19 protein-coding genes are annotated in these 17,500 nt (G+C 70.1%); 13 read left to right on the forward strand and 6 right to left on the reverse strand.

The genetic code is table 11. The annotated features are described in order from the left end of the window. Nucleotides 1-141 precede the first annotated feature (141 nt). From ACFYY7_RS01570 to era, 8 genes are all read left to right on the forward strand, one after another. Nucleotides 142-1,170: a PhoH family protein gene (locus tag ACFYY7_RS01570; protein WP_388655680.1), complete on the forward strand. Its 1,029-nt coding sequence runs from the start codon at nt 142-144 to the stop codon at nt 1,168-1,170. A 12-nt stretch (nt 1,171-1,182) separates the two neighbouring features. Continuing rightward, nucleotides 1,183-1,680 carry an rRNA maturation RNase YbeY gene (gene ybeY / locus ACFYY7_RS01575; protein WP_072483570.1) on the forward strand — a complete coding sequence of 166 codons (498 nt, stop codon included), beginning with the start codon at nt 1,183-1,185 and terminating at the stop codon, nt 1,678-1,680. Continuing rightward, nucleotides 1,677-2,969 (forward strand): hemolysin family protein, encoded by a 1,293-nt coding sequence (locus ACFYY7_RS01580; protein ID WP_388655682.1) that lies wholly within the window; start codon nt 1,677-1,679, stop codon nt 2,967-2,969. The genes ybeY and ACFYY7_RS01580 overlap by 4 nt, the downstream gene beginning before the upstream one ends. Then, complete coding sequence (locus tag ACFYY7_RS01585) at nt 2,966-3,319, forward strand: MmcQ/YjbR family DNA-binding protein (protein ID WP_351251266.1); 354 nt, start codon at nt 2,966-2,968, stop codon at nt 3,317-3,319. Before ACFYY7_RS01580 ends, ACFYY7_RS01585 begins: the two co-directional genes overlap by 4 nt. Before the next feature lie 48 nt (nt 3,320-3,367). Beyond that, complete coding sequence (locus ACFYY7_RS01590; protein ID WP_388655684.1) at nt 3,368-3,721, forward strand: cytidine deaminase; 354 nt, start codon at nt 3,368-3,370, stop codon at nt 3,719-3,721. 190 nt (nt 3,722-3,911) lie between these two features. After that, nucleotides 3,912-5,267, forward strand: a complete 1,356-nt coding sequence (locus ACFYY7_RS01595) for a beta-xylosidase (RefSeq protein ID WP_388657077.1) — start codon at nt 3,912-3,914, stop codon at nt 5,265-5,267. 112 nt (nt 5,268-5,379) lie between these two features. Further along, on the forward strand, nt 5,380-6,324 hold the full coding sequence (locus ACFYY7_RS01600) for a WxL protein peptidoglycan domain-containing protein (protein ID WP_388655686.1): 945 nt from the start codon (nt 5,380-5,382) through the stop codon (nt 6,322-6,324). Nucleotides 6,325-6,386: 62 nt separating this feature from the next. Beyond that, nucleotides 6,387-7,361 carry a GTPase Era gene (era, locus tag ACFYY7_RS01605; RefSeq protein ID WP_266733136.1) on the forward strand — a complete coding sequence of 325 codons (975 nt, stop codon included), beginning with the start codon at nt 6,387-6,389 and terminating at the stop codon, nt 7,359-7,361. 105 nt (nt 7,362-7,466) lie between these two features. On the opposite strand, the gene ACFYY7_RS01610 is transcribed toward era, so the two are convergent. Together ACFYY7_RS01610 and ACFYY7_RS01615 are read right to left on the reverse strand one after the other, a co-directional pair. Continuing rightward, the gene (locus tag ACFYY7_RS01610) at nt 7,467-7,733 is read right to left on the reverse strand and encodes a protealysin inhibitor emfourin (protein ID WP_266733137.1); all 267 of its coding nucleotides are present in this window, start codon (nt 7,731-7,733) and stop codon (nt 7,467-7,469) included. A gap of 31 nt (nt 7,734-7,764) precedes the next feature. Then, complete coding sequence (locus ACFYY7_RS01615) at nt 7,765-8,841, reverse strand: M4 family metallopeptidase (RefSeq protein ID WP_388655688.1); 1,077 nt, start codon at nt 8,839-8,841, stop codon at nt 7,765-7,767. Between the two features lie 294 nt (nt 8,842-9,135). Here ACFYY7_RS01615 and leuA point away from each other — a divergent pair, with 294 nt between their 5' ends. The 5 genes from leuA (at nt 9,136) to ACFYY7_RS01640 (ending at nt 14,071) form a co-directional block, all read left to right on the forward strand. Next, nucleotides 9,136-10,932: a 2-isopropylmalate synthase gene (leuA, locus tag ACFYY7_RS01620; RefSeq protein WP_388655690.1), complete on the forward strand. Its 1,797-nt coding sequence runs from the start codon at nt 9,136-9,138 to the stop codon at nt 10,930-10,932. 240 nt (nt 10,933-11,172) lie between these two features. Next, nucleotides 11,173-11,850, forward strand: coding sequence for a TerB family tellurite resistance protein (locus ACFYY7_RS01625; RefSeq protein WP_388655692.1), 678 nt, complete (start codon nt 11,173-11,175; stop codon nt 11,848-11,850). Nucleotides 11,851-11,907: 57 nt separating this feature from the next. Continuing rightward, nucleotides 11,908-12,654, forward strand: coding sequence for a DNA repair protein RecO (gene recO, locus ACFYY7_RS01630; RefSeq protein ID WP_266733144.1), 747 nt, complete (start codon nt 11,908-11,910; stop codon nt 12,652-12,654). A 35-nt stretch (nt 12,655-12,689) separates the two neighbouring features. Beyond that, the gene (locus ACFYY7_RS01635) at nt 12,690-13,514 is read left to right on the forward strand and encodes an isoprenyl transferase (RefSeq protein ID WP_266733146.1); all 825 of its coding nucleotides are present in this window, start codon (nt 12,690-12,692) and stop codon (nt 13,512-13,514) included. A gap of 23 nt (nt 13,515-13,537) precedes the next feature. Then, a complete protein-coding gene (locus ACFYY7_RS01640; RefSeq protein ID WP_388655694.1) occupies nt 13,538-14,071 on the forward strand; it encodes a YcxB family protein in 534 nt (177 codons plus the stop codon). Between the two features lie 78 nt (nt 14,072-14,149). On the opposite strand, the gene ACFYY7_RS01645 is transcribed toward ACFYY7_RS01640, so the two are convergent. From ACFYY7_RS01645 to ACFYY7_RS01660, 4 genes are all read right to left on the reverse strand, one after another. After that, complete coding sequence (locus ACFYY7_RS01645) at nt 14,150-14,584, reverse strand: Fur family transcriptional regulator (protein ID WP_266733149.1); 435 nt, start codon at nt 14,582-14,584, stop codon at nt 14,150-14,152. Nucleotides 14,585-14,649: 65 nt separating this feature from the next. Then, a complete protein-coding gene (locus ACFYY7_RS01650; protein WP_376320758.1) occupies nt 14,650-15,543 on the reverse strand; it encodes a metal ABC transporter permease in 894 nt (297 codons plus the stop codon). Nucleotides 15,544-15,545: 2 nt separating this feature from the next. Then, complete coding sequence (locus ACFYY7_RS01655) at nt 15,546-16,328, reverse strand: metal ABC transporter ATP-binding protein (protein WP_388655696.1); 783 nt, start codon at nt 16,326-16,328, stop codon at nt 15,546-15,548. 65 nt (nt 16,329-16,393) lie between these two features. Next, nucleotides 16,394-17,350, reverse strand: a complete 957-nt coding sequence (locus ACFYY7_RS01660) for a metal ABC transporter substrate-binding protein (protein WP_388655698.1) — start codon at nt 17,348-17,350, stop codon at nt 16,394-16,396. Nucleotides 17,351-17,500 lie beyond the last annotated feature (150 nt).

Genomic DNA, 17,500 nt, shown 5'->3' on the forward strand with positions numbered 1-17,500 from the left:
CAACGGGCGCACCCGTTCGCGAGCCTGTGCGAAAAAGCTCTCGGTGTTGTCGGTGCGGAGTCGTAGGCTTGGTAATCCGAGAGGTTGTCGATCGGCGAGGACCTTGCAACGGGAGGTATGTGCAGGCCACAGAGCCGGCCCATGACTCAGACACCCACAGCCCAGACCCCTGCGCCGAGGCAGGCGCGAGCCCACTTCACCGTCCCTGCCAGCCATCCGATGGTGACCGTCCTGGGCTCAGGCGACGCCTTGCTGCGCGTGATCGAGAAGGCCTTCCCGGCGGCCGACATCCACGTCCGGGGAAACGAGGTCAGCGCCGCCGGAGACGCGACGGAAGTCGCGCTGATCCAGCGCCTGTTCGACGAGATGATGCTGGTGCTCCGCACCGGTCAGCCGATGACGGAGGACGCAGTGGAACGCTCGATCGCCATGCTCAGGGCGACTGAGAACGGGGAGGGGGACGGCGAGGAGACCCCGGCCGAGGTGCTCACGCAGAACATCCTCTCCAGCCGCGGTCGCACGATCCGCCCCAAGACGCTCAACCAGAAGCGCTACGTCGACGCGATCGACAAGCACACGGTCGTCTTCGGCATCGGCCCCGCCGGTACCGGCAAGACCTATCTCGCCATGGCGAAGGCCGTCCAGGCCCTGCAGTCCAAGCAGGTCAACCGGATCATCCTGACCCGTCCCGCCGTCGAGGCGGGCGAGCGGCTCGGCTTCCTGCCCGGCACGCTCTACGAGAAGATCGACCCGTACCTGCGCCCGCTCTACGACGCGCTGCACGACATGCTCGACCCCGACTCGATCCCGCGGCTGATGGCGGCGGGCACGATCGAGGTGGCGCCGCTGGCGTACATGCGCGGCCGTACGCTCAATGACGCGTTCATCATCCTCGACGAGGCGCAGAACACCAGCGCCGAGCAGATGAAGATGTTCCTGACCCGGCTCGGCTTCGACTCGAAGATCGTCATCACCGGTGACGTCACCCAGGTCGACCTGCCGAACGGCACCAAGAGCGGTCTGCGCCAGGTCCAGGAGATTCTGGACGGCGTCGAGGACGTGCACTTCTCCCGGCTCACCTCCCAGGATGTCGTCCGGCACAAGCTCGTCGGCCGTATCGTCGACGCGTACGAGAAGTACGACAACCGAGACAGCCACAAACGGAAGTAGTCGCAGCGCACCATGTCGATCGACGTCAACAACGAGTCCGGAACCGAGGTCGACGAGCAGGCGATCCTCGACATCGCCCGCTACGCGCTCGCGCGGATGCGGATCCACCCGCTCTCCGAGCTCTCGGTGATCGTGGTGGACACCGACGCCATGGAACAGCTCCACATCCAGTGGATGGACCTCCCTGGCCCGACCGATGTCATGTCCTTCCCGATGGACGAGCTGCGTCCGCCGGCCAAGGACGACGAGGAGCCCCCGCAGGGGCTCCTCGGTGACATCGTGCTCTGCCCGGAGGTCGCCAAGAAGCAGGGCGAGGACGCGGAGACCCGGCACTCCATGGACGAGGAGCTCCAGCTCCTCACCGTCCACGGGGTGCTGCACCTCCTCGGGTACGACCACGAGGAGCCGGACGAGAAGGCCGAGATGTTCGGGCTCCAGGCCGCGATCGTCGACGGCTGGCGCGCCGAGCACGGCCTGACCGGCCCGTCGCCCGCCCCCACCGTCTCGTGAGCGTTCCTCTCGTTCTCGGGGCCGTTCTGCTGGTCGTCGTCGGCTGGCTGGCGGCCTGCGCGGAGGCGGGCATCGCCCGGGTCTCCAGCTTCCGGGCCGCCGAGGCGGTCCGCTCCGGGCGGCGCGGCAGCGGGAAGCTGGAGCAGGTCGCGGCGGACCCGACCCGCTATCTCAACGTCGCCCTGCTGGTGCGGGTCGCCTGCGAGATGTCGGCCGCGGTGCTCGTCACGTACGCCTGCCTGAAGGAATTCCCCGAGACCTGGGAGGCGCTGGCCGTTGCCATGGGCGTGATGGTCCTCGTCTCCTACGTCGCCATCGGGGTCTCGCCGCGCACCATCGGCCGCCAGCACCCGCTGAACACGGCCACCGCCGCGGCGTACGTCCTGCTGCCGCTGGCCAGGGTCATGGGTCCGATCCCGCAGCTGCTGATCCTCATCGGCAACGCGCTGACCCCGGGCAAGGGATTCCGCAAGGGCCCGTTCGCCAGCGAGGCGGAACTGCGCGCGATGGTCGACCTCGCCGAGGCGGAGTCGCTCATCGAGGACGAGGAGCGCCGCATGGTGCACTCCGTCTTCGAGCTCGGTGACACGCTCGTGCGCGAGGTCATGGTGCCGCGGACGGACCTGGTCTGCATCGAGCGCTACAAGACGATCCGGCAGGCGCTGACGCTGGCCCTGCGCTCAGGTTTCTCGAGGATCCCGGTCACCGGGGAGAACGAGGACGACATCGTCGGCATCGTGTATCTCAAGGACCTGGTCCGCAAGACACACATCAACCGCGAGTCGGAGGCCGATGTGGTCTCCACCGCGATGCGGCCGGCGTCCTTCGTGCCCGACACCAAGAACGCCGGTGACCTGCTGCGCGAGATGCAGCAGGAACGCAACCACGTCGCTGTCGTGATCGACGAGTACGGCGGCACGGCCGGCATCGTCACCATCGAGGACATCCTCGAAGAGATCGTCGGCGAGATCACCGACGAGTACGACCGCGAACTCCCGCCCGTCCAGGAACTGGGGAGCGACAACTTCCGGGTGACCGCGCGCCTCGACATCGGCGACCTCGGGGAGCTGTTCGGCCTCGACGAGTACGACGACGAGGACGTGGAGACCGTCGGCGGACTGCTGGCCAAGGCGCTCGGGCGGGTCCCGATCGCCGGGGCCTCGGCCGTCGTCGACCTGCCCGACGGCCGCCGGCTGCGGCTGACCGCGGAGTCCCCGGCGGGCCGCCGCAACAAGATCGTCACGGTGCTGGTGGAGCCCGTGGCGGCCCAGGGGGAGGACGAGGGATGACTCCGCAGCAGCTGCGGGCGTTCTGCCTGGAGTTCAACGCGAGCGCCGAGGAGTTCCCGTTCGGGCCGGAGACCTCCGTCTTCAAGGTGCTCGGCAAGATGTTCGCGCTCAGCGCGCTGGACGCCCGGCCGCTGACGGTGAACCTGAAGTGCGACCCGGACGAGGCGGTGCGGCTGCGGGAGAAGTACGACGCGGTGGTGCCGGGCTGGCACATGAACAAGCGGCACTGGAACACGGTGACGGTGTCCGGGGTGCCGGACCGGGTGCTCCGCGAGCTGATCGAGGACTCCTACGACCTGGTGGTGGCGGGGCTGCCGAAGGCGGACCGGCTGCGGCTCGACCGGCCGTAGGGGCCGTCCCGTGCGAGTGCCCGCGCGCCCGGTTCGTATGCTCGGCACATGACTGAGAGCACCGACCTCGGCGCCGAGGACCGCAAGATCGTCACGCTGGCGCGCAGCGCCCGCGCCCGCAACGGTGTGCCGGAGGGCGCGGCCGTACGGGACGAGACCGGACGTACGTATGTCGCGGGCACCGTACGGCTGGAGTCGCTGAAGCTCAGCGCGCTGCAGACAGCCGTGGCGATGGCCGTGGCCAGCGGGGCCACCTCCCTGGAGGCGGCCGCGGTCGTCTCCGAGGCCGAGACCCCCTCGGACGAGGACCGCGCCGCGGTAAGGGACCTGGGCGGCCCGGACACCCCCGTCCTGCTCGCCGGGCCCGACGGCACCCTGCGGATCAGTGTGACGGCCGGCTGACGACGGATGCGGTCGAGATCCCTCCGGCACAGGGATCTTGACAGCATCTGATGGACCATCAGTCGACGCATTTCGCTTCCATTGACTTCTTTTCGGCCGGAGCCGTCAATGGGCCCCCGTCGGCGCGGAGAGCCGCTGCGCCGCATCCGCAGGAGGGGGCTCCATGCGTCCGACCGTCCGAAGAATCAGCATGCGAAGATCCGGCGTCCCAAGACGGCCCGGACACCGCCACCGCTGGGCCGCCGCGCTCGGTGTCGGCGCGCTCGTCGTGGCCGGGGGAGGGGGGCTCGCGGCCCCCGCGCAGGCCATGGTCACCGCCTCGGTGCCGGTGGACTTCCCCACCCACTGCATCCCGCCGGCCATCGCGGGCATCCCGCCGATCGACGGTACGACGAAGGCCTCGATCACCGTCGACAACGCCGCCCCGAAGGTGGGCGACACGGTCACGGTCACGTACACCGTCGTCGAAGCCGCCGCGAGCAACCCGGTCGATCTGGCGCTGCCCGCCGACATCATGACGCCGACCGGCAAGGTCACCGTCGGCGGTGCGCAGAGCGCGAGCGTCACCGTCGCGGGCCCGAAGAAGAACGACCCGGTACCCGGCAAGGGCACCTTCCCGTCGTTCTCGATGACCGGCACCTTCACGGTCACGGCGCCCGGCTCGATCACCCTGTCGCCCGGCGACTACAACATCCACACCAGCTACATCATGGAGCTGGACACGCCCTGCACCGTGATCGACCCGCCCGCCCCCGTCTCCGAGACGATCATCGCGACGGACGACGGCGGCCAGGTCAACGAGCGTGCCATCCAGCTCGGGGCCGCGTCCGGCAAGGCGGGCGACGAGGTCGCCGTCAACGGGTCGAAGTTCACCCCGGGCGCGGACATCACCCTCGCCGGCCGGGCCGGTGACACCCAGACCGCCGACACGGCCACGGTGAAGGCGGACGGCTCCGGCGGCTTCAGCGGCCGGCTCACCGTCAGCGACCCGGCGACCACCGGCATCGTCGCCTACGAGGGCGGCGCCTGGGACCCGGCCAAGGGTGCCGGCCCGCAGGCCTACACCGTCACCGGTGGCGGCGGCGAGACCCCGGACGGCAGCCAGCAGCTCAACACCTCCATCAGGGCGGGCACACTCTCCATGGTCCAGGCCGGGGACAGTGTCGAGATGTCGGCGGTCGACTTCGGCCGGGGCGGCGCCTCCCGCGGCTCCCTGCAGACGGTGACGGTCGAGGACTTCCGCGGCGGCCCCGCGGGCTGGTCCCTGACCGGAAAGGTCACCGACTTCCAGGGCCCCGGCGGCGCGACGATCGGCGCGTCCGCACTCTCCTGGACTCCGGTCTGCGCGACGAAGCCCGGCAGCCCGAGCACCTGTGCGGCGGGTTCCGAGGGGTCGGTCGGCAGCGCGGGCGCCACGCTGGCGTCCACGCCGAACGGCACCGTCACCGGCGGCGAGTTCACCGTCGACGCCCGGCTCGCGCTGAACGTACCGGCGTACACCGCCCCCGGCGCGTACTCCGGCGTACTCACCCTCACCCTCACGTGACCGAGAGGCACTCTCACGTGGCCGAGAGGCCCGAGCGCTCCTGAGCAACCGGCGGACCGGGCGCGCACCCGCCCGGACCGCCGTCCCGACCATCACCCGGGGGTTCCGCACCGTGCGCAACATCTACGTACTGCTCCTGGCCGGCGTCCTCCTGCTGACCGGCGCGCCCGTCGCCGGCGCCGCGGACAACGGCAGCTGGTCGGTCTACCCGGCCACCGGACGGGCCGGTCAGCGCCCGTACTTCTTCCTCTCGGCCGACCCGGGCGCCACGCTCCACGACAAGGTCACCGTCACCAACAAGACGGACCGGCCGCAGACCTTCCGGCTGTACGCAGCCGACGCCTACAACACCGCCCGCGACGGCGGCTTCGCCGTACGGACCCGCGACGAGAAGCAGCGCTCGATCGGCGCCTGGGCGAGGACCGGCCGCGACCGGGTCACCGTGAAGCCGCACGGCTCGGTCACCGTCCCGGTCACCATCGCCGTCCCCGAGAACGCCGAACCGGGCGACCACCCCGGCGCGCTCGTCGCGCTCGACGAGCGCATCGACCCCGCCGACGCCGGCGCCGTCGCCGTCGGCATCCAGAAGGCGGTCGGCGCCCGGATCTATCTGCGGGTGAACGGCCCGACCATGCCCGCGCTCTCCGTGGACGACATCCGGGTCGAGCACACCCAGCCGCTGGTCCCCGGCACCGGGAAGAGCCGGGCCGTCATCTCGTACACGCTCCACAACCGGGGCAATGTCACCCTCAGCCCCAAGGTCGCCCTCAAGGCCGAGGGACTCTTCGGCCGCACCCTGCTCGCCCGCGACCTGAAGAAGATCCCCTCCGAGCTGCTGCCCCGCCAGGAGGTCCGGCTGACCGAACAGTGGGCCGGCGCGCCGCAGCTGGAATGGGGCGAGATCCGGCTGACCGCGAGCGCCCGCGAGACCCGGGAGTCCGCCACCGCCTCGTACTTCGCCCTGCCCTGGCTGGTGGCCGGGATCCTGCTGGTGATCGTCGGCGGCGGTACAGGGCTGTGGATACGGGCCCGCCGCGGCCGTACCCGCACCGCCTGAGACGACATCCGACAGGCCCCGCCGCGGCCCTTGGTACGGCGGGGCCGCCGGGATCGGGGACAATGGGCGCCATGAGCGTTCGACCTGACACAGATGCCGCCGCGCAGCAGGCCGCGGGCAAGGCCCCCCACCGGGCCGGTTTCGCCTGCTTCGTGGGCCGCCCCAACGCGGGCAAGTCCACCCTCACGAACGCTCTGGTCGGCCAGAAGGTGGCGATCACCTCCAACCGGCCGCAGACCACCCGGCACACCGTGCGCGGCATCGTGCACCGCGACGACGCGCAGCTGATCCTGGTCGACACCCCCGGCCTCCACAAGCCGCGCACGCTGCTGGGCGAGCGGCTCAACGACGTCGTACGCACCACCTGGGCCGAGGTCGACGTCATCGGCTTCTGCCTGCCCGCCGACCAGAAGCTCGGCCCCGGCGACAAGTACATCGTCAAGGAACTCGCGGGCATCAAGAAGACCCCGAAGATCGCCATCATCACCAAGACCGACCTGGTCGACTCCAAGCAGCTCGCCGAACAGCTGCTGGCCGTCTCCCGCCTCGGCGAGGAGCTCGGCTTCGAGTGGGCGGAGATCATTCCGGTCTCCGCGGTCAAGGACACGCAGGTCGATCTGCTGGGCGACCTGATCGCCCCGCTGCTCCCCGAGAGCCCGCCGCTCTACCCGGAGGGCGACCTCACCGACGAGCCCGAGATGGTCATGGTCGCGGAGCTGATCCGCGAGGCTGCGCTCGAAGGCGTACGGGACGAGCTGCCGCACTCCATCGCGGTCGTCGTCGAGGAGATGCTGCCGCGCGAGGGCCGCCCGGCGGACAAGCCGCTGCTCGACATCCACGCCAATGTCTACATCGAGCGCCCGAGCCAGAAGGGCATCATCATCGGCCCGAAGGGCAAGCGGCTGAAGGACGTCGGCACCAAGTCCCGCAAGCACATCGAGGCCCTGCTCGGCACACCGGTCTTCCTGGACCTCCATGTGAAGGTCGCGAAGGACTGGCAGCGCGATCCCAAGCAGCTGCGCAAGCTGGGGTTCTGAGCCGGACGACAGGGAAACCGGCGACCCGGGTCAGGCGGAAACCGGCGACCCGGCTCACGCGGAGACCCGTCCCACGCGGAGACCGGCCTCACGCGCAAGCCGGTCTCACGCGCCCTCCTTCAGGACGCGTGAGACCAGTGCCCGCTGGGCGTCGGTCAGCCTCGGGTCCGCGCAGTGGACCGTACGGTCGCCGACCGTGATCCGGTACCGGAAGCCGTCCGGCACCCCCTTGGGCGGGGTGTCGTGGCCCGCGGCCAGCGCCGACTCGGCCAGTGCCTCCCACTCCGGGGCGTCGTCCCGCCCGGCGGTGTCGACCTCGCTGTGGCGTGCGATGCCGGCGAAGCCGCCGGTCCTGCTGACCTGAATCCGCATGCGATGCCCTCCAACGCCGGACGTCCGTGCCCTACGCGGTCGGTACGCCCACTTCCGACCATGCCTTCAGGACGGCCTCGGCCTCGTCGCCCTCGCCGAAGCGGCTGCGGGCCGCTGCGACCGTAAGACGGGCGAAGGACGCGAAGTCCGCGTCCACGGCCAGTTGACCACCTGTGAGCACATCGAACCAGAGCTGCCCGGCGCGCTCCCACGCATTGCCGCCGAGCGCCGTCGCCAGCAGATAGAACGCGCGGTTCGGGATGCCCGAGTTGAGGTGCACCCCGCCGTTGTCCTCGCTGGTGTGGATGTAGTCCTCCATCTTCGCGGGCTGCGGGTCCTTGCCCAGCACGTCGTCGTCGTACGCCGTGCCCGGCGCCTTCATCGAGCGCAGCGCGACGCCCTGGACGCGGGGCGCCAGCAGCCCGGCGCCGATCAGCCAGTCGGCCCGGTCGGCGCTCTGGCCCAGCGAGTACTGCTTGACCAGGGAGCCGAAGACGTCGGACATGGATTCGTTGAGCGCTCCGGACTGGCCGTAGTAGCTCAGATTGGCGGTGTACTGGGTCAGGCCGTGGGTCAGCTCGTGGCCGATCACGTCGATGGCGACGGTGAAGTCCAGGAAGATCTCGCCGTCCCCGTCGCCGAAGACCATCTGCTCGCCGTCGAAGAAGGCGTTGTTGTACTTCTCGTCGTAATGCACGGAACCGATCAGCGGCAGTCCGTTGCCGTCGATCGAACTGCGGCCGTACGCCTTGAGCAGCAGCTCGAAGGTGGCGCCGAGTCCCGCGTACGCGCGGTTGACGCTCGCGTCCTTCGTCGGGTCCTGGCCCTCGGAGCGGACCTTGGTGCCGGGCAGCTTGGTGCGGTGGCGGCAGTCGTACAGGACGCGCTCGGGCTTGTCGGACGCTTCCCCGTCGGGCGCGGGGGCGACGGGCACGGTGACGACCGTGGCCATCTGGCGGCGGGTGCGGCGGGCCGCGTCGCCCTCCAGGGTGCGGCGGGCGGGACCGGAGAGATCGGGGTTGTCGGACTGCGACAGCCTGTCCAGGACCTGGGGCGGCACGATCGTGCAGAAGACGGGGCGGAACCCGTGCTGTGACTGAGGGTGCATACCGCCGACTGTGGCAGCAGGTAATCGCGTTGTCACTGGTTGCGATCAGGATTGACGAAATGGAGTGATCGATCACGCTTGGGCGTTTCCTGCGCCCGGTCCCGCATACTGATACGGGACCGACGTATCAGGCGCCACTCGGTTAGTCTCGTCGCATCATGCGTTTCGGGCTGCTTCTTCTTAGCTGCCGCGGCGAGGGCCTGTAGTCGTAGGCCGACCCCCTCCCCGCGGAGTCTTGTGTTGCAGCGACACAGTCGGCCGACCCATTGGTTGGATCCCGAGGAGCCGTACGCCATGACCGCCGCAAATCCCGCTCAGTCCCCCGCTGAAACCGCTGTCGGCCGTCCGACGCCGATCACCAACGCGACTCAGCTGCAGAAGCCGTCCGGGATGCCGATCCACAAGTACGGCAGCTACGAGGCCGTCGACATCCCGGACCGCACCTGGCCGGACAACCGGATCACGGTCGCTCCCCGCTGGCTCTCCACCGATCTGCGCGACGGCAACCAGGCCCTGATCGACCCGATGTCACCGGCCCGCAAGCGCGAGATGTTCGACCTGCTCGTACGCATGGGCTACAAGGAGATCGAGGTCGGCTTCCCGTCCTCCGGTGAGACCGACTTCGCGTTCGTCCGCTCCATCATCGAAGAGGGAGCGATCCCCGAGGACGTGACGATCTCCGTCCTGACGCAGGCCCGCGAGGACCTGATCGAGCGGACCGTCGAGTCCGTCGTCGGCGCCCGCCGCGCCACCGTGCACCTGTACAACGCGACGGCACCCACCTTCCGCCGGGTCGTCTTCCGCGGCTCCAAGGACGACATCAAGCAGATCGCCGTGGACGGCACCCGGCTGGTCATGGAGTACGCGGAGAAGCTGCTGGGCCCCGAGACGACCTTCGGCTACCAGTACAGCCCCGAGATCTTCACCGACACCGAGCTGGACTTCGCCCTGGAGGTCTGCGAGGCGGTCTGTGACGTCTGGCAGCCCGAGGAGGGCCGCGAGATCATCCTCAACCTGCCCGCCACCGTGGAGCGTTCGACGCCGTCCACGCACGCGGACCGGTTCGAGTGGATGTCGCGCAATCTGTCGCGCCGCGAGTTCGTCTGCCTGTCGGTCCACCCGCACAACGACCGCGGCACCGCCGTCGCCGCCGCCGAGCTGGCCATCATGGCCGGTGCGGACCGGATCGAGGGCTGCCTGTTCGGCCAGGGCGAGCGCACCGGCAACGTCGACCTGGTGACCCTGGGCATGAACCTGTTCTCGCAGGGCGTCGACCCGCAGATCGACTTCTCGCAGATCGACGAGATCCGCCGCACCAGCGAGTACTGCAACCAGATGGAGGTCCACCCGCGCCACCCCTACGCGGGCGACCTGGTCTACACCGCCTTCTCCGGCTCCCACCAGGACGCCATCAAGAAGGGCTTCGACGCCATGGAGGCCGACGCGGCCGCCCAGGGCAAGACGGTCGACGACATCGAGTGGGCGGTGCCGTACCTGCCGATCGACCCGAAGGACGTCGGTCGCAGCTACGAGGCCGTCATCCGGGTCAACTCGCAGTCCGGCAAGGGCGGAATCGCCTATGTCCTGAAGAACGACCACAAGCTGGACCTGCCGCGCCGGATGCAGATCGAATTCTCCCGGATCATTCAGGCCAAGACGGATGCCGAGGGCGGCGAGGTCACGCCGACGCAGATCTGGTCCACGTTCCGCGACGAGTACCTGCCGAACCCGGAGAACGCTGCGGCTCGATGGGGGCGCGTACAGATCCGCACCGGCCAGTCCACCACCGGCTCCGACGGCAAGGACACGATCACCGTCGAGGCGACCGTGGACGGCACGGACACTGTGCTGACCGGCACCGGCAACGGACCGATCTCCGCGTTCTTCGAAGCGCTGCAGGCCATCGGCATCGACGCCCGTCTGCTGGACTACACCGAGCACACCATGAGCGAGGGCGCCAGCTCCCAGGCCGCTTCGTACATCGAGTGCGCGATCGACGGAAAGGTCCTGTGGGGCATCGGCATCGACGCCAACACCACCCGGGCCTCGCTGAAGGCGGTCGTCTCCGCGGTCAACCGCGCCACCCGCTGATCCGGCGCCCGCGAGGGCGCGCGTCCGCACGGCCGAAAACCCCGTCCACCCGCTTCCGGGGGGCGGGGTTCGGCCATCTCCGGGCGGTTGTGACGAGCGAGGTACTGACGTCACATCACGACTGTGGTTAACATCACGTCCACACGGCAATGTTGCCGGAGGGGGCACCTCCCGTGCTTTTAGGGCTACGGGGGAGTTACGGAGGTGTGCGACGTGCGGCCAGGCCTGGGACAACGCGCCATGAAGCTGCGTATCTGTGGCATCCGCACCGTCTGGGACCCCGTCGGCGACGGGGAGTTCTTCTGCCCCGGCTGCGGCGGCGACCGCAACTACCGCCGTCTCACCGGCCGTCGGCGCTTCGCGGTGCTCGGTGTGCCGATGCTGCGGCGCGGCACCGTGGGCCCCGTCGTCGAATGCGCCGCCTGCCGCGAGCACTTCGGCACCGACGCGCTCGGCCACCCCACCACCACCCGGCTCTCCGCCATGCTCCGGGACGCCGTCCACACCGTCGCGCTCGGCGTCCTCGCGGCCGGCGGCACCACCTCCCGCACGGTGCTGGAGACCGCGGCCGTCATCGTGCGCGGCGCCGGGTTCGAGGACTGCACCGAGGAACAGCTCCGCACCGTCGTCGAGGTCCTCGCCCCCGACACCGGCCACGGCTCCGCCTTCGACCCCGCGGCCGAGGCGTGCGGAGCGGCCCTCGCCATCGAACTGCACGAGGCGCTGGAACCCCTCGCCCCGCACCTGGCCCCCGCCGGACGTGAATCGATTCTGCTCCAGGGCGCCCGGATCGCCCTCGCCGACGGCCCGTACGGACCGGCCGAGCGCGAGGTGCTGACCGCGGTCGGCGGCGCGCTCCAGCTCTGCGCCCAGGACACCGCCCGACTGCTCGCCGAGGCGGCGCGCACGCCCTCCTGACGGCCCCGGACGGGGCCGGGGGCCCCGCGGGCCGTCCCCGTACCGGACAATGGACGCATGAGCTTGTTCCGGGACGACGGCGTGGTGCTGCGCACGCAGAAGCTGGGCGAGGCCGACCGGATCATCACGATCCTGACCCGCGGCCACGGCCGGGTACGCGCCGTCGCGCGCGGGGTGCGCCGCACGAAGTCCAAGTTCGGGGCGCGGCTGGAACCCTTCTCCCACGTCGACGTGCAGTTCTTCGCCCGGGGCAGCGAACTGGTCGGCCGCGGGCTGCCGCTCTGCACCCAGAGCGAGACGATCGCTCCGTACGGCGGCGGCATCGTCACCGACTACGCCCGCTACACCGCGGGCACCGCGATGCTGGAGACCGCCGAGCGGTTCACCGACCACGAGGGCGAGCCGGCCGTCCAGCAGTACCTGCTGCTCGTCGGCGGGCTGCGCACCCTCGCCCGCGGCGAACACGAGCCGCATCTCATCCTCGACGCCTTCCTGCTGCGCTCGCTCGCCGTCAACGGCTACGCACCCAGCTTCGAGGACTGCGCCAAGTGCGGAATGTCCGGACCGAACCGGTTCTTCTCGGTCGCGGCGGGGGGCGTCATATGCGGCGACTGCCGGGTGCCCGGCAGCGTCGTACCCTCGGCTGAGGCCGTCACGCTGCTGAGCGCACTGCTCAGCGGCGACTGGGAGACGGCGGACGCGTGCGAGCCGCGTCATGTCAGGGAGGGGAGCGGGCTGGTGTCCGCCTATCTGCACTGGCATCTGGAGCGCGGGCTGCGCTCACTGCGGTACGTAGAGAAGTGACACAGGCAGATCAGGCACAGGGAGCGAGACAGTTCATGGCAGTACGCGGGATGCTCGGCGGCCGTAACCGGCGCGACTACAAGACCCCGGAGCCGCACCCCTCCGGTGCCACGCCCCCGAAGATCCCCGGCGAGCTGGTGCCCAAGCACGTGGCCGTCGTGATGGACGGCAACGGCCGCTGGGCCAAGGAGCGCGGCCTCCCGCGCACCGAGGGGCACAAGGTCGGCGAGGGTGTCGTCATGGACGTCCTCAAGGGCTGCATCGAGATGGGCGTCAAGAACCTCTCGCTGTACGCGTTCTCCACCGAGAACTGGAAGCGGTCCCCGGAGGAGGTGAAGTTCCTGATGAACTTCAACCGGGACGTGATCCGCCGCCGCCGCGACGAGATGGACGAACTGGGCATCCGCATCCGCTGGGTCGGCCGCATGCCCAAGCTGTGGAAGTCCGTGGTCCAGGAGCTCCAGGTCGCCCAGGAGCAGACCAAGGACAACGACAAAATGACGCTGTACTTCTGCGTCAACTACGGCGGCCGGGCCGAGATCGCCGACGCCGCGCAGCGCATCGCGCAGGATGTCGCGGCCGGGAAGCTGGACCCGTCCAAGGTCAACGAGAAGACCTTCGCGAAGTACATCTACTACCCGGACATGCCGGACGTCGACCTCTTCGTCCGCCCCAGCGGCGAGCAGCGCACGTCCAACTATCTGATCTGGCAGAGCGCCTACGCCGAGATGGTCTTCCAGGACGTGCTCTGGCCGGACTTCGACCGCCGCGACCTGTGGCGGGCCTGCCTGGAGTTCGCCCAGCGCGACCGGCGCTTCGGTGGCGCGGTGGAGGCGGGGACCGCCGGGCCGGCCGTCTGACCCTGCCGTTACGATTCCGCCCCATGACGAGTCAGGGGTGGGACGTGGAGAGTGCCGTGGTCGAGCTGGAGTACCAGCCGACCACGGCCGATTTCGCGGAGGCGCTGAACGCCCGCGCGAAGATCAGTACGAGCGGCCGCATGCAGCGCAAGCTGCTGATCCTGATGCCGGCGCTGGCCGTGCTGATGGGCATCACGATCGCGAGCGGCCGGCACGGCCCGGGGGCGCCCGTCTGGGTGGGGCTCGTCTTCGTGATGCTGACCGTGGTCCTGACGCCCTGGCTCCAGGCCCGGCAGCTGTACCGGTTCGCCGCACGCCAGGGCACCTGCCGCACGGTGGTGCGCGAGACCGGCATAGAGGTGGCCACGGACCACAGCACCACGACCGTCAACTGGTCGATGGTGCCCCGCTACCGGGAGACGCCGCAGCTCTTCGTGCTGTTCAGCGGCGACAAGCAGGCCACCGGGATCACCATGCTGCCCAAGCGCGGTGTGCGCGGGCCGGACGACCTCGACCGGCTGCGGAGCGTGCTCGACCGCAACGTACGAAGGCTCTGAGACGAAGGCTTCGAGACGAAGGTTCCGTGACGGGTGAGGGCCCGGGGGCGCCGCCCCCGGGCCCTCACCCGTCACTTCCTACTTCTTCGCGGCCGCGCACTCCGCGCAGGTGCCGAAGATCTCCACCGTGTGGGCCACGTTCACATACCCGTGCTGGGCGGCGATGGTCTCCGCCCACTGCTCCACCGCGGGCCCCTCGACCTCCACGGCCTTGCCGCACATCCGGCACACCAGATGGTGATGGTGGTCCCCGGTCGAACAGCGCCGGTACACGGACTCGCCGTCCGTGGTGCGCAGCACGTCGACCTCGCCGGCGTCGGCCAGGGACTGGAGGGTGCGGTAGACGGTGGTGAGCCCGACCGAGTCGCCGCGGTGCTTGAGCACGTCGTGCAGCTCCTGGGCGCTGCGGAACTCGTCCACCTCGTCGAGCGCCGCCGCCACCGCCGCCCGCTGCCGGGTCGACCGGCCGCGTACCGGGGCCGCGTTCGTTCCACTGATCGGCGCCGTCGCCACAGCAGCCTCCTCGTGTCGCCCGTACCTGTGTCGGGCCATTGTGCCAGCCCGTCCGGACGCCGCGGTCAAACCCGGAGCTCGTCCGGGGCCGGACGGGAGGCCGGTACCTCCAGGGTGCATCCCCCGGACGCCGCTTCGCTGCGGCGGGCGCGGCTCCTGGCCAGCGGGGTCGCCAGCAGCGTAAGGGCGACGAAGACCGCGATGGCCAGCAGCACGATCGTCGCGCCGGGCGGGACGTCCTGGTAGTACGAGGTGACGGTGCCGGCCAGGGTGACCGCCGTACCGATGACGACCGACAGCACGAACGTCACCTTGAAGGACCGGGAGATCTGCTGCGCGGCCGCGACCGGCACCACCATCAGCGCGCTGACCAGCAGCAGTCCGACGACCCGCATCGCGACGGTGACGGTCACCGCCGCCGTCACGGCGACCAGCAGGTTCAGCGCCCGCACCGGCAGCCCGGTGACCCGGGCGAACTCCTCGTCCTGGCTGACCGCGAACAGCTGGCGGCGCAGCCCCAGCGTCACCAGCAGCACGAAGGCGGCCAGCACACAGATCGAGGTGATGTCCTCGGAGGAGACCGTGGACAGGGAGCCGAAGAGGTACGAGGTGAGGTTGGCGTTGGAACCGGTGTCGGAGAGGTTGATCAGCAGCACACCGCCCGCCATGCCGCCGTAGAACAGCATGGCCAGCGCGATGTCGCCGCGGGTGCGCCCGTACCAGCGGATCAGCTCCATCACGACGGCACCGGCGACGGCGACCGCGGTGGCCATCCAGACCGGGCTGGTGGAGAGCAGGAAGCCGAGGCCGACACCGGTCATCGCGATGTGGCCGATGCCGTCGCCCATCAGGGCCTGGCGACGCTGGACGAGGTAGATGCCGACGGCGGGCGCGATGACGCCGACGAGCACGGCGGCGAGCAGGGCCCGCTGCATGAAGGGAGGGGTGAGGAATTCCATGGTCAGCTCAGCAGTCCCGTCCGGACGGGCTCGGAGGCCGCGTGGGGGTGTACGTGGTCGTGTCCGGGCAGGGCGTGCTGGCCCAGCGCCTTCGGCGGCGGCCCGTCGTGCATGACACAGCCGTCGCGCAGCACGATCGCGCGGTCGATCAGCGGCTCCAGCGGGCCCAGCTCGTGCAGGACGAGCAGCACCGTGGTGCCGGCCGCGACCTGCTCGCGCAGGGTCGTGGCGAGGATCTCCTGGCTGGCCAGGTCGACGCCGGCCATCGGCTCGTCCATGATCAGCAGCTCGGGTTCGGCGGCCAGCGCGCGGGCGATCAGCACCCGCTGGTGCTGGCCGCCGGAGAGCGCGTCCACCGAGTCCCTGGCGCGGTCGGCGAGGCCGACGAGCTCGATGGCCCGGTCGACGGCGGCCCGGTCGGCCCTGCGGAGCAGGCCCAGCTTCGTGCGGGACAGCCGCCCGGAGGTGACGACCTCGCGGATCGTGGCGGGGACGCCGCCGGCCGCCGTGGTGCGCTGGGGCACGTAGCCGATCCGCGCCCAGGAGCGGAAGCGGCGCAGCGGGGTGCCGAACAGTTCGACGGAGCCGCCGGTGAGCGGGACCTGCCCGATGACGGAGCGGACGGCGGTCGACTTGCCCGAGCCGTTGGCGCCGAGCAGGGCGGCGACCTCGCCGCGGTGGACGGTCAGGTCGATGCCGCGCAGCACCGGGCGCGCGCCGAGCGTGGCCGTGGCGCCCCGCAGGGCTATCACGGGGTCGGTCGTGGTGCTCCCGGTCTCGGGCATGTGCGCCTCCGGTGTTGCTGTGGCGGGTGTCGCTGGTGTTGCGGGTGTTGCGGGGTTCGCGGGGGTCACTTCGCGCCGAGCGCCTTCTGCAGGGCGGCGAGATTGGACCGCATGACCTCGATGTAGTCGGCGCCCTTGGACTTGTCCGTGATTCCTTCGAGCGGGTCCAGGACGTCGGTCTTCAGGCCGGTGTCCTTGGCGAGGGTCTTCGCGGTCCTGTCGCTGGCGAGCGTCTCGAAGAATACGGTGGTGGCCCCGTTCTTCTCCGCGATGGTGTGGATCTCGCTGATCCGGGCGGGGCTGGGCTCGGCCTCGGGGTCGACGCCGGCGATGCCCTCCTGGGTGAGGCCGTAGCGCTCGGCGAGGTACCCGAAGGCGGAGTGGGTGGTGATGAACGTCTTGGTGGCGGTGGTCTTCAGGCCGTCCGTGTACGCCTTGTCCAGCCCGTCGAGCTCGGTGACCAGCGCGGCCGTGTTCTTCCGGTAGTCCGCGGCGTGGTCGGGGTCGGACTTCTCCAGGGACTTCCCGACGCCCTTGGCGACCTCGGCGTACTTCACCGGGTCCAGCCAGATGTGGGGGTCGGCGCCGGCCTCGTCGCCGTGGTGCTCGTGGCCGTGCTCCTCGCCGCCGGCCTCGGTGCCGTGGTCCTCCATCGTGGTGAGCTTCGCGGCGTCGACGGCGTCCTTCGCGCCGGACTGCTCGATGGCGTCGTCCACGGCGGGCTGGATGCCCTTGAGGTACAGGATGTAGTCGGCGTCGGTGAGTCCGCCGATCTGCCGCGGGCTGAGCTCCAGGTCGTGCGGCTCGACGCCCGGCTTGGTCAGCGTGGTGACGGAGACGTGCTCGCCGCCTATCCGCTCGGCCAGGAACTGCATCGGATAGAACGAGGCCACCACATCCAGTTTGTCGCCGTTCTTGTGGTCCGCGGCGTCCGAGGAGGAACAGGCGGTGAGGGCGGTGAGGCCGAGGACGACTGCTCCGGCGACGGCGGCGGTGGGTATGAGGCGGCGGCTGACGTTCATGACAGTCATTTTCAACAAAACTGGAAACGATTGTCAACAAGACCTATGAGATGACTTTGCCGCCGACCGCGCCGATACCGATTTGATCCAGGGCCCGTGCCCGCCGGTAATCTGAAGCATTCGCCCGCCCGTCTCCCGACCACCACCCCC

The organism is Streptomyces sp. NPDC001933, assembly GCF_042890955.1.
In the GTDB taxonomy this organism is placed as follows: Bacteria; Actinomycetota; Actinomycetes; order Streptomycetales; family Streptomycetaceae; genus Streptomyces.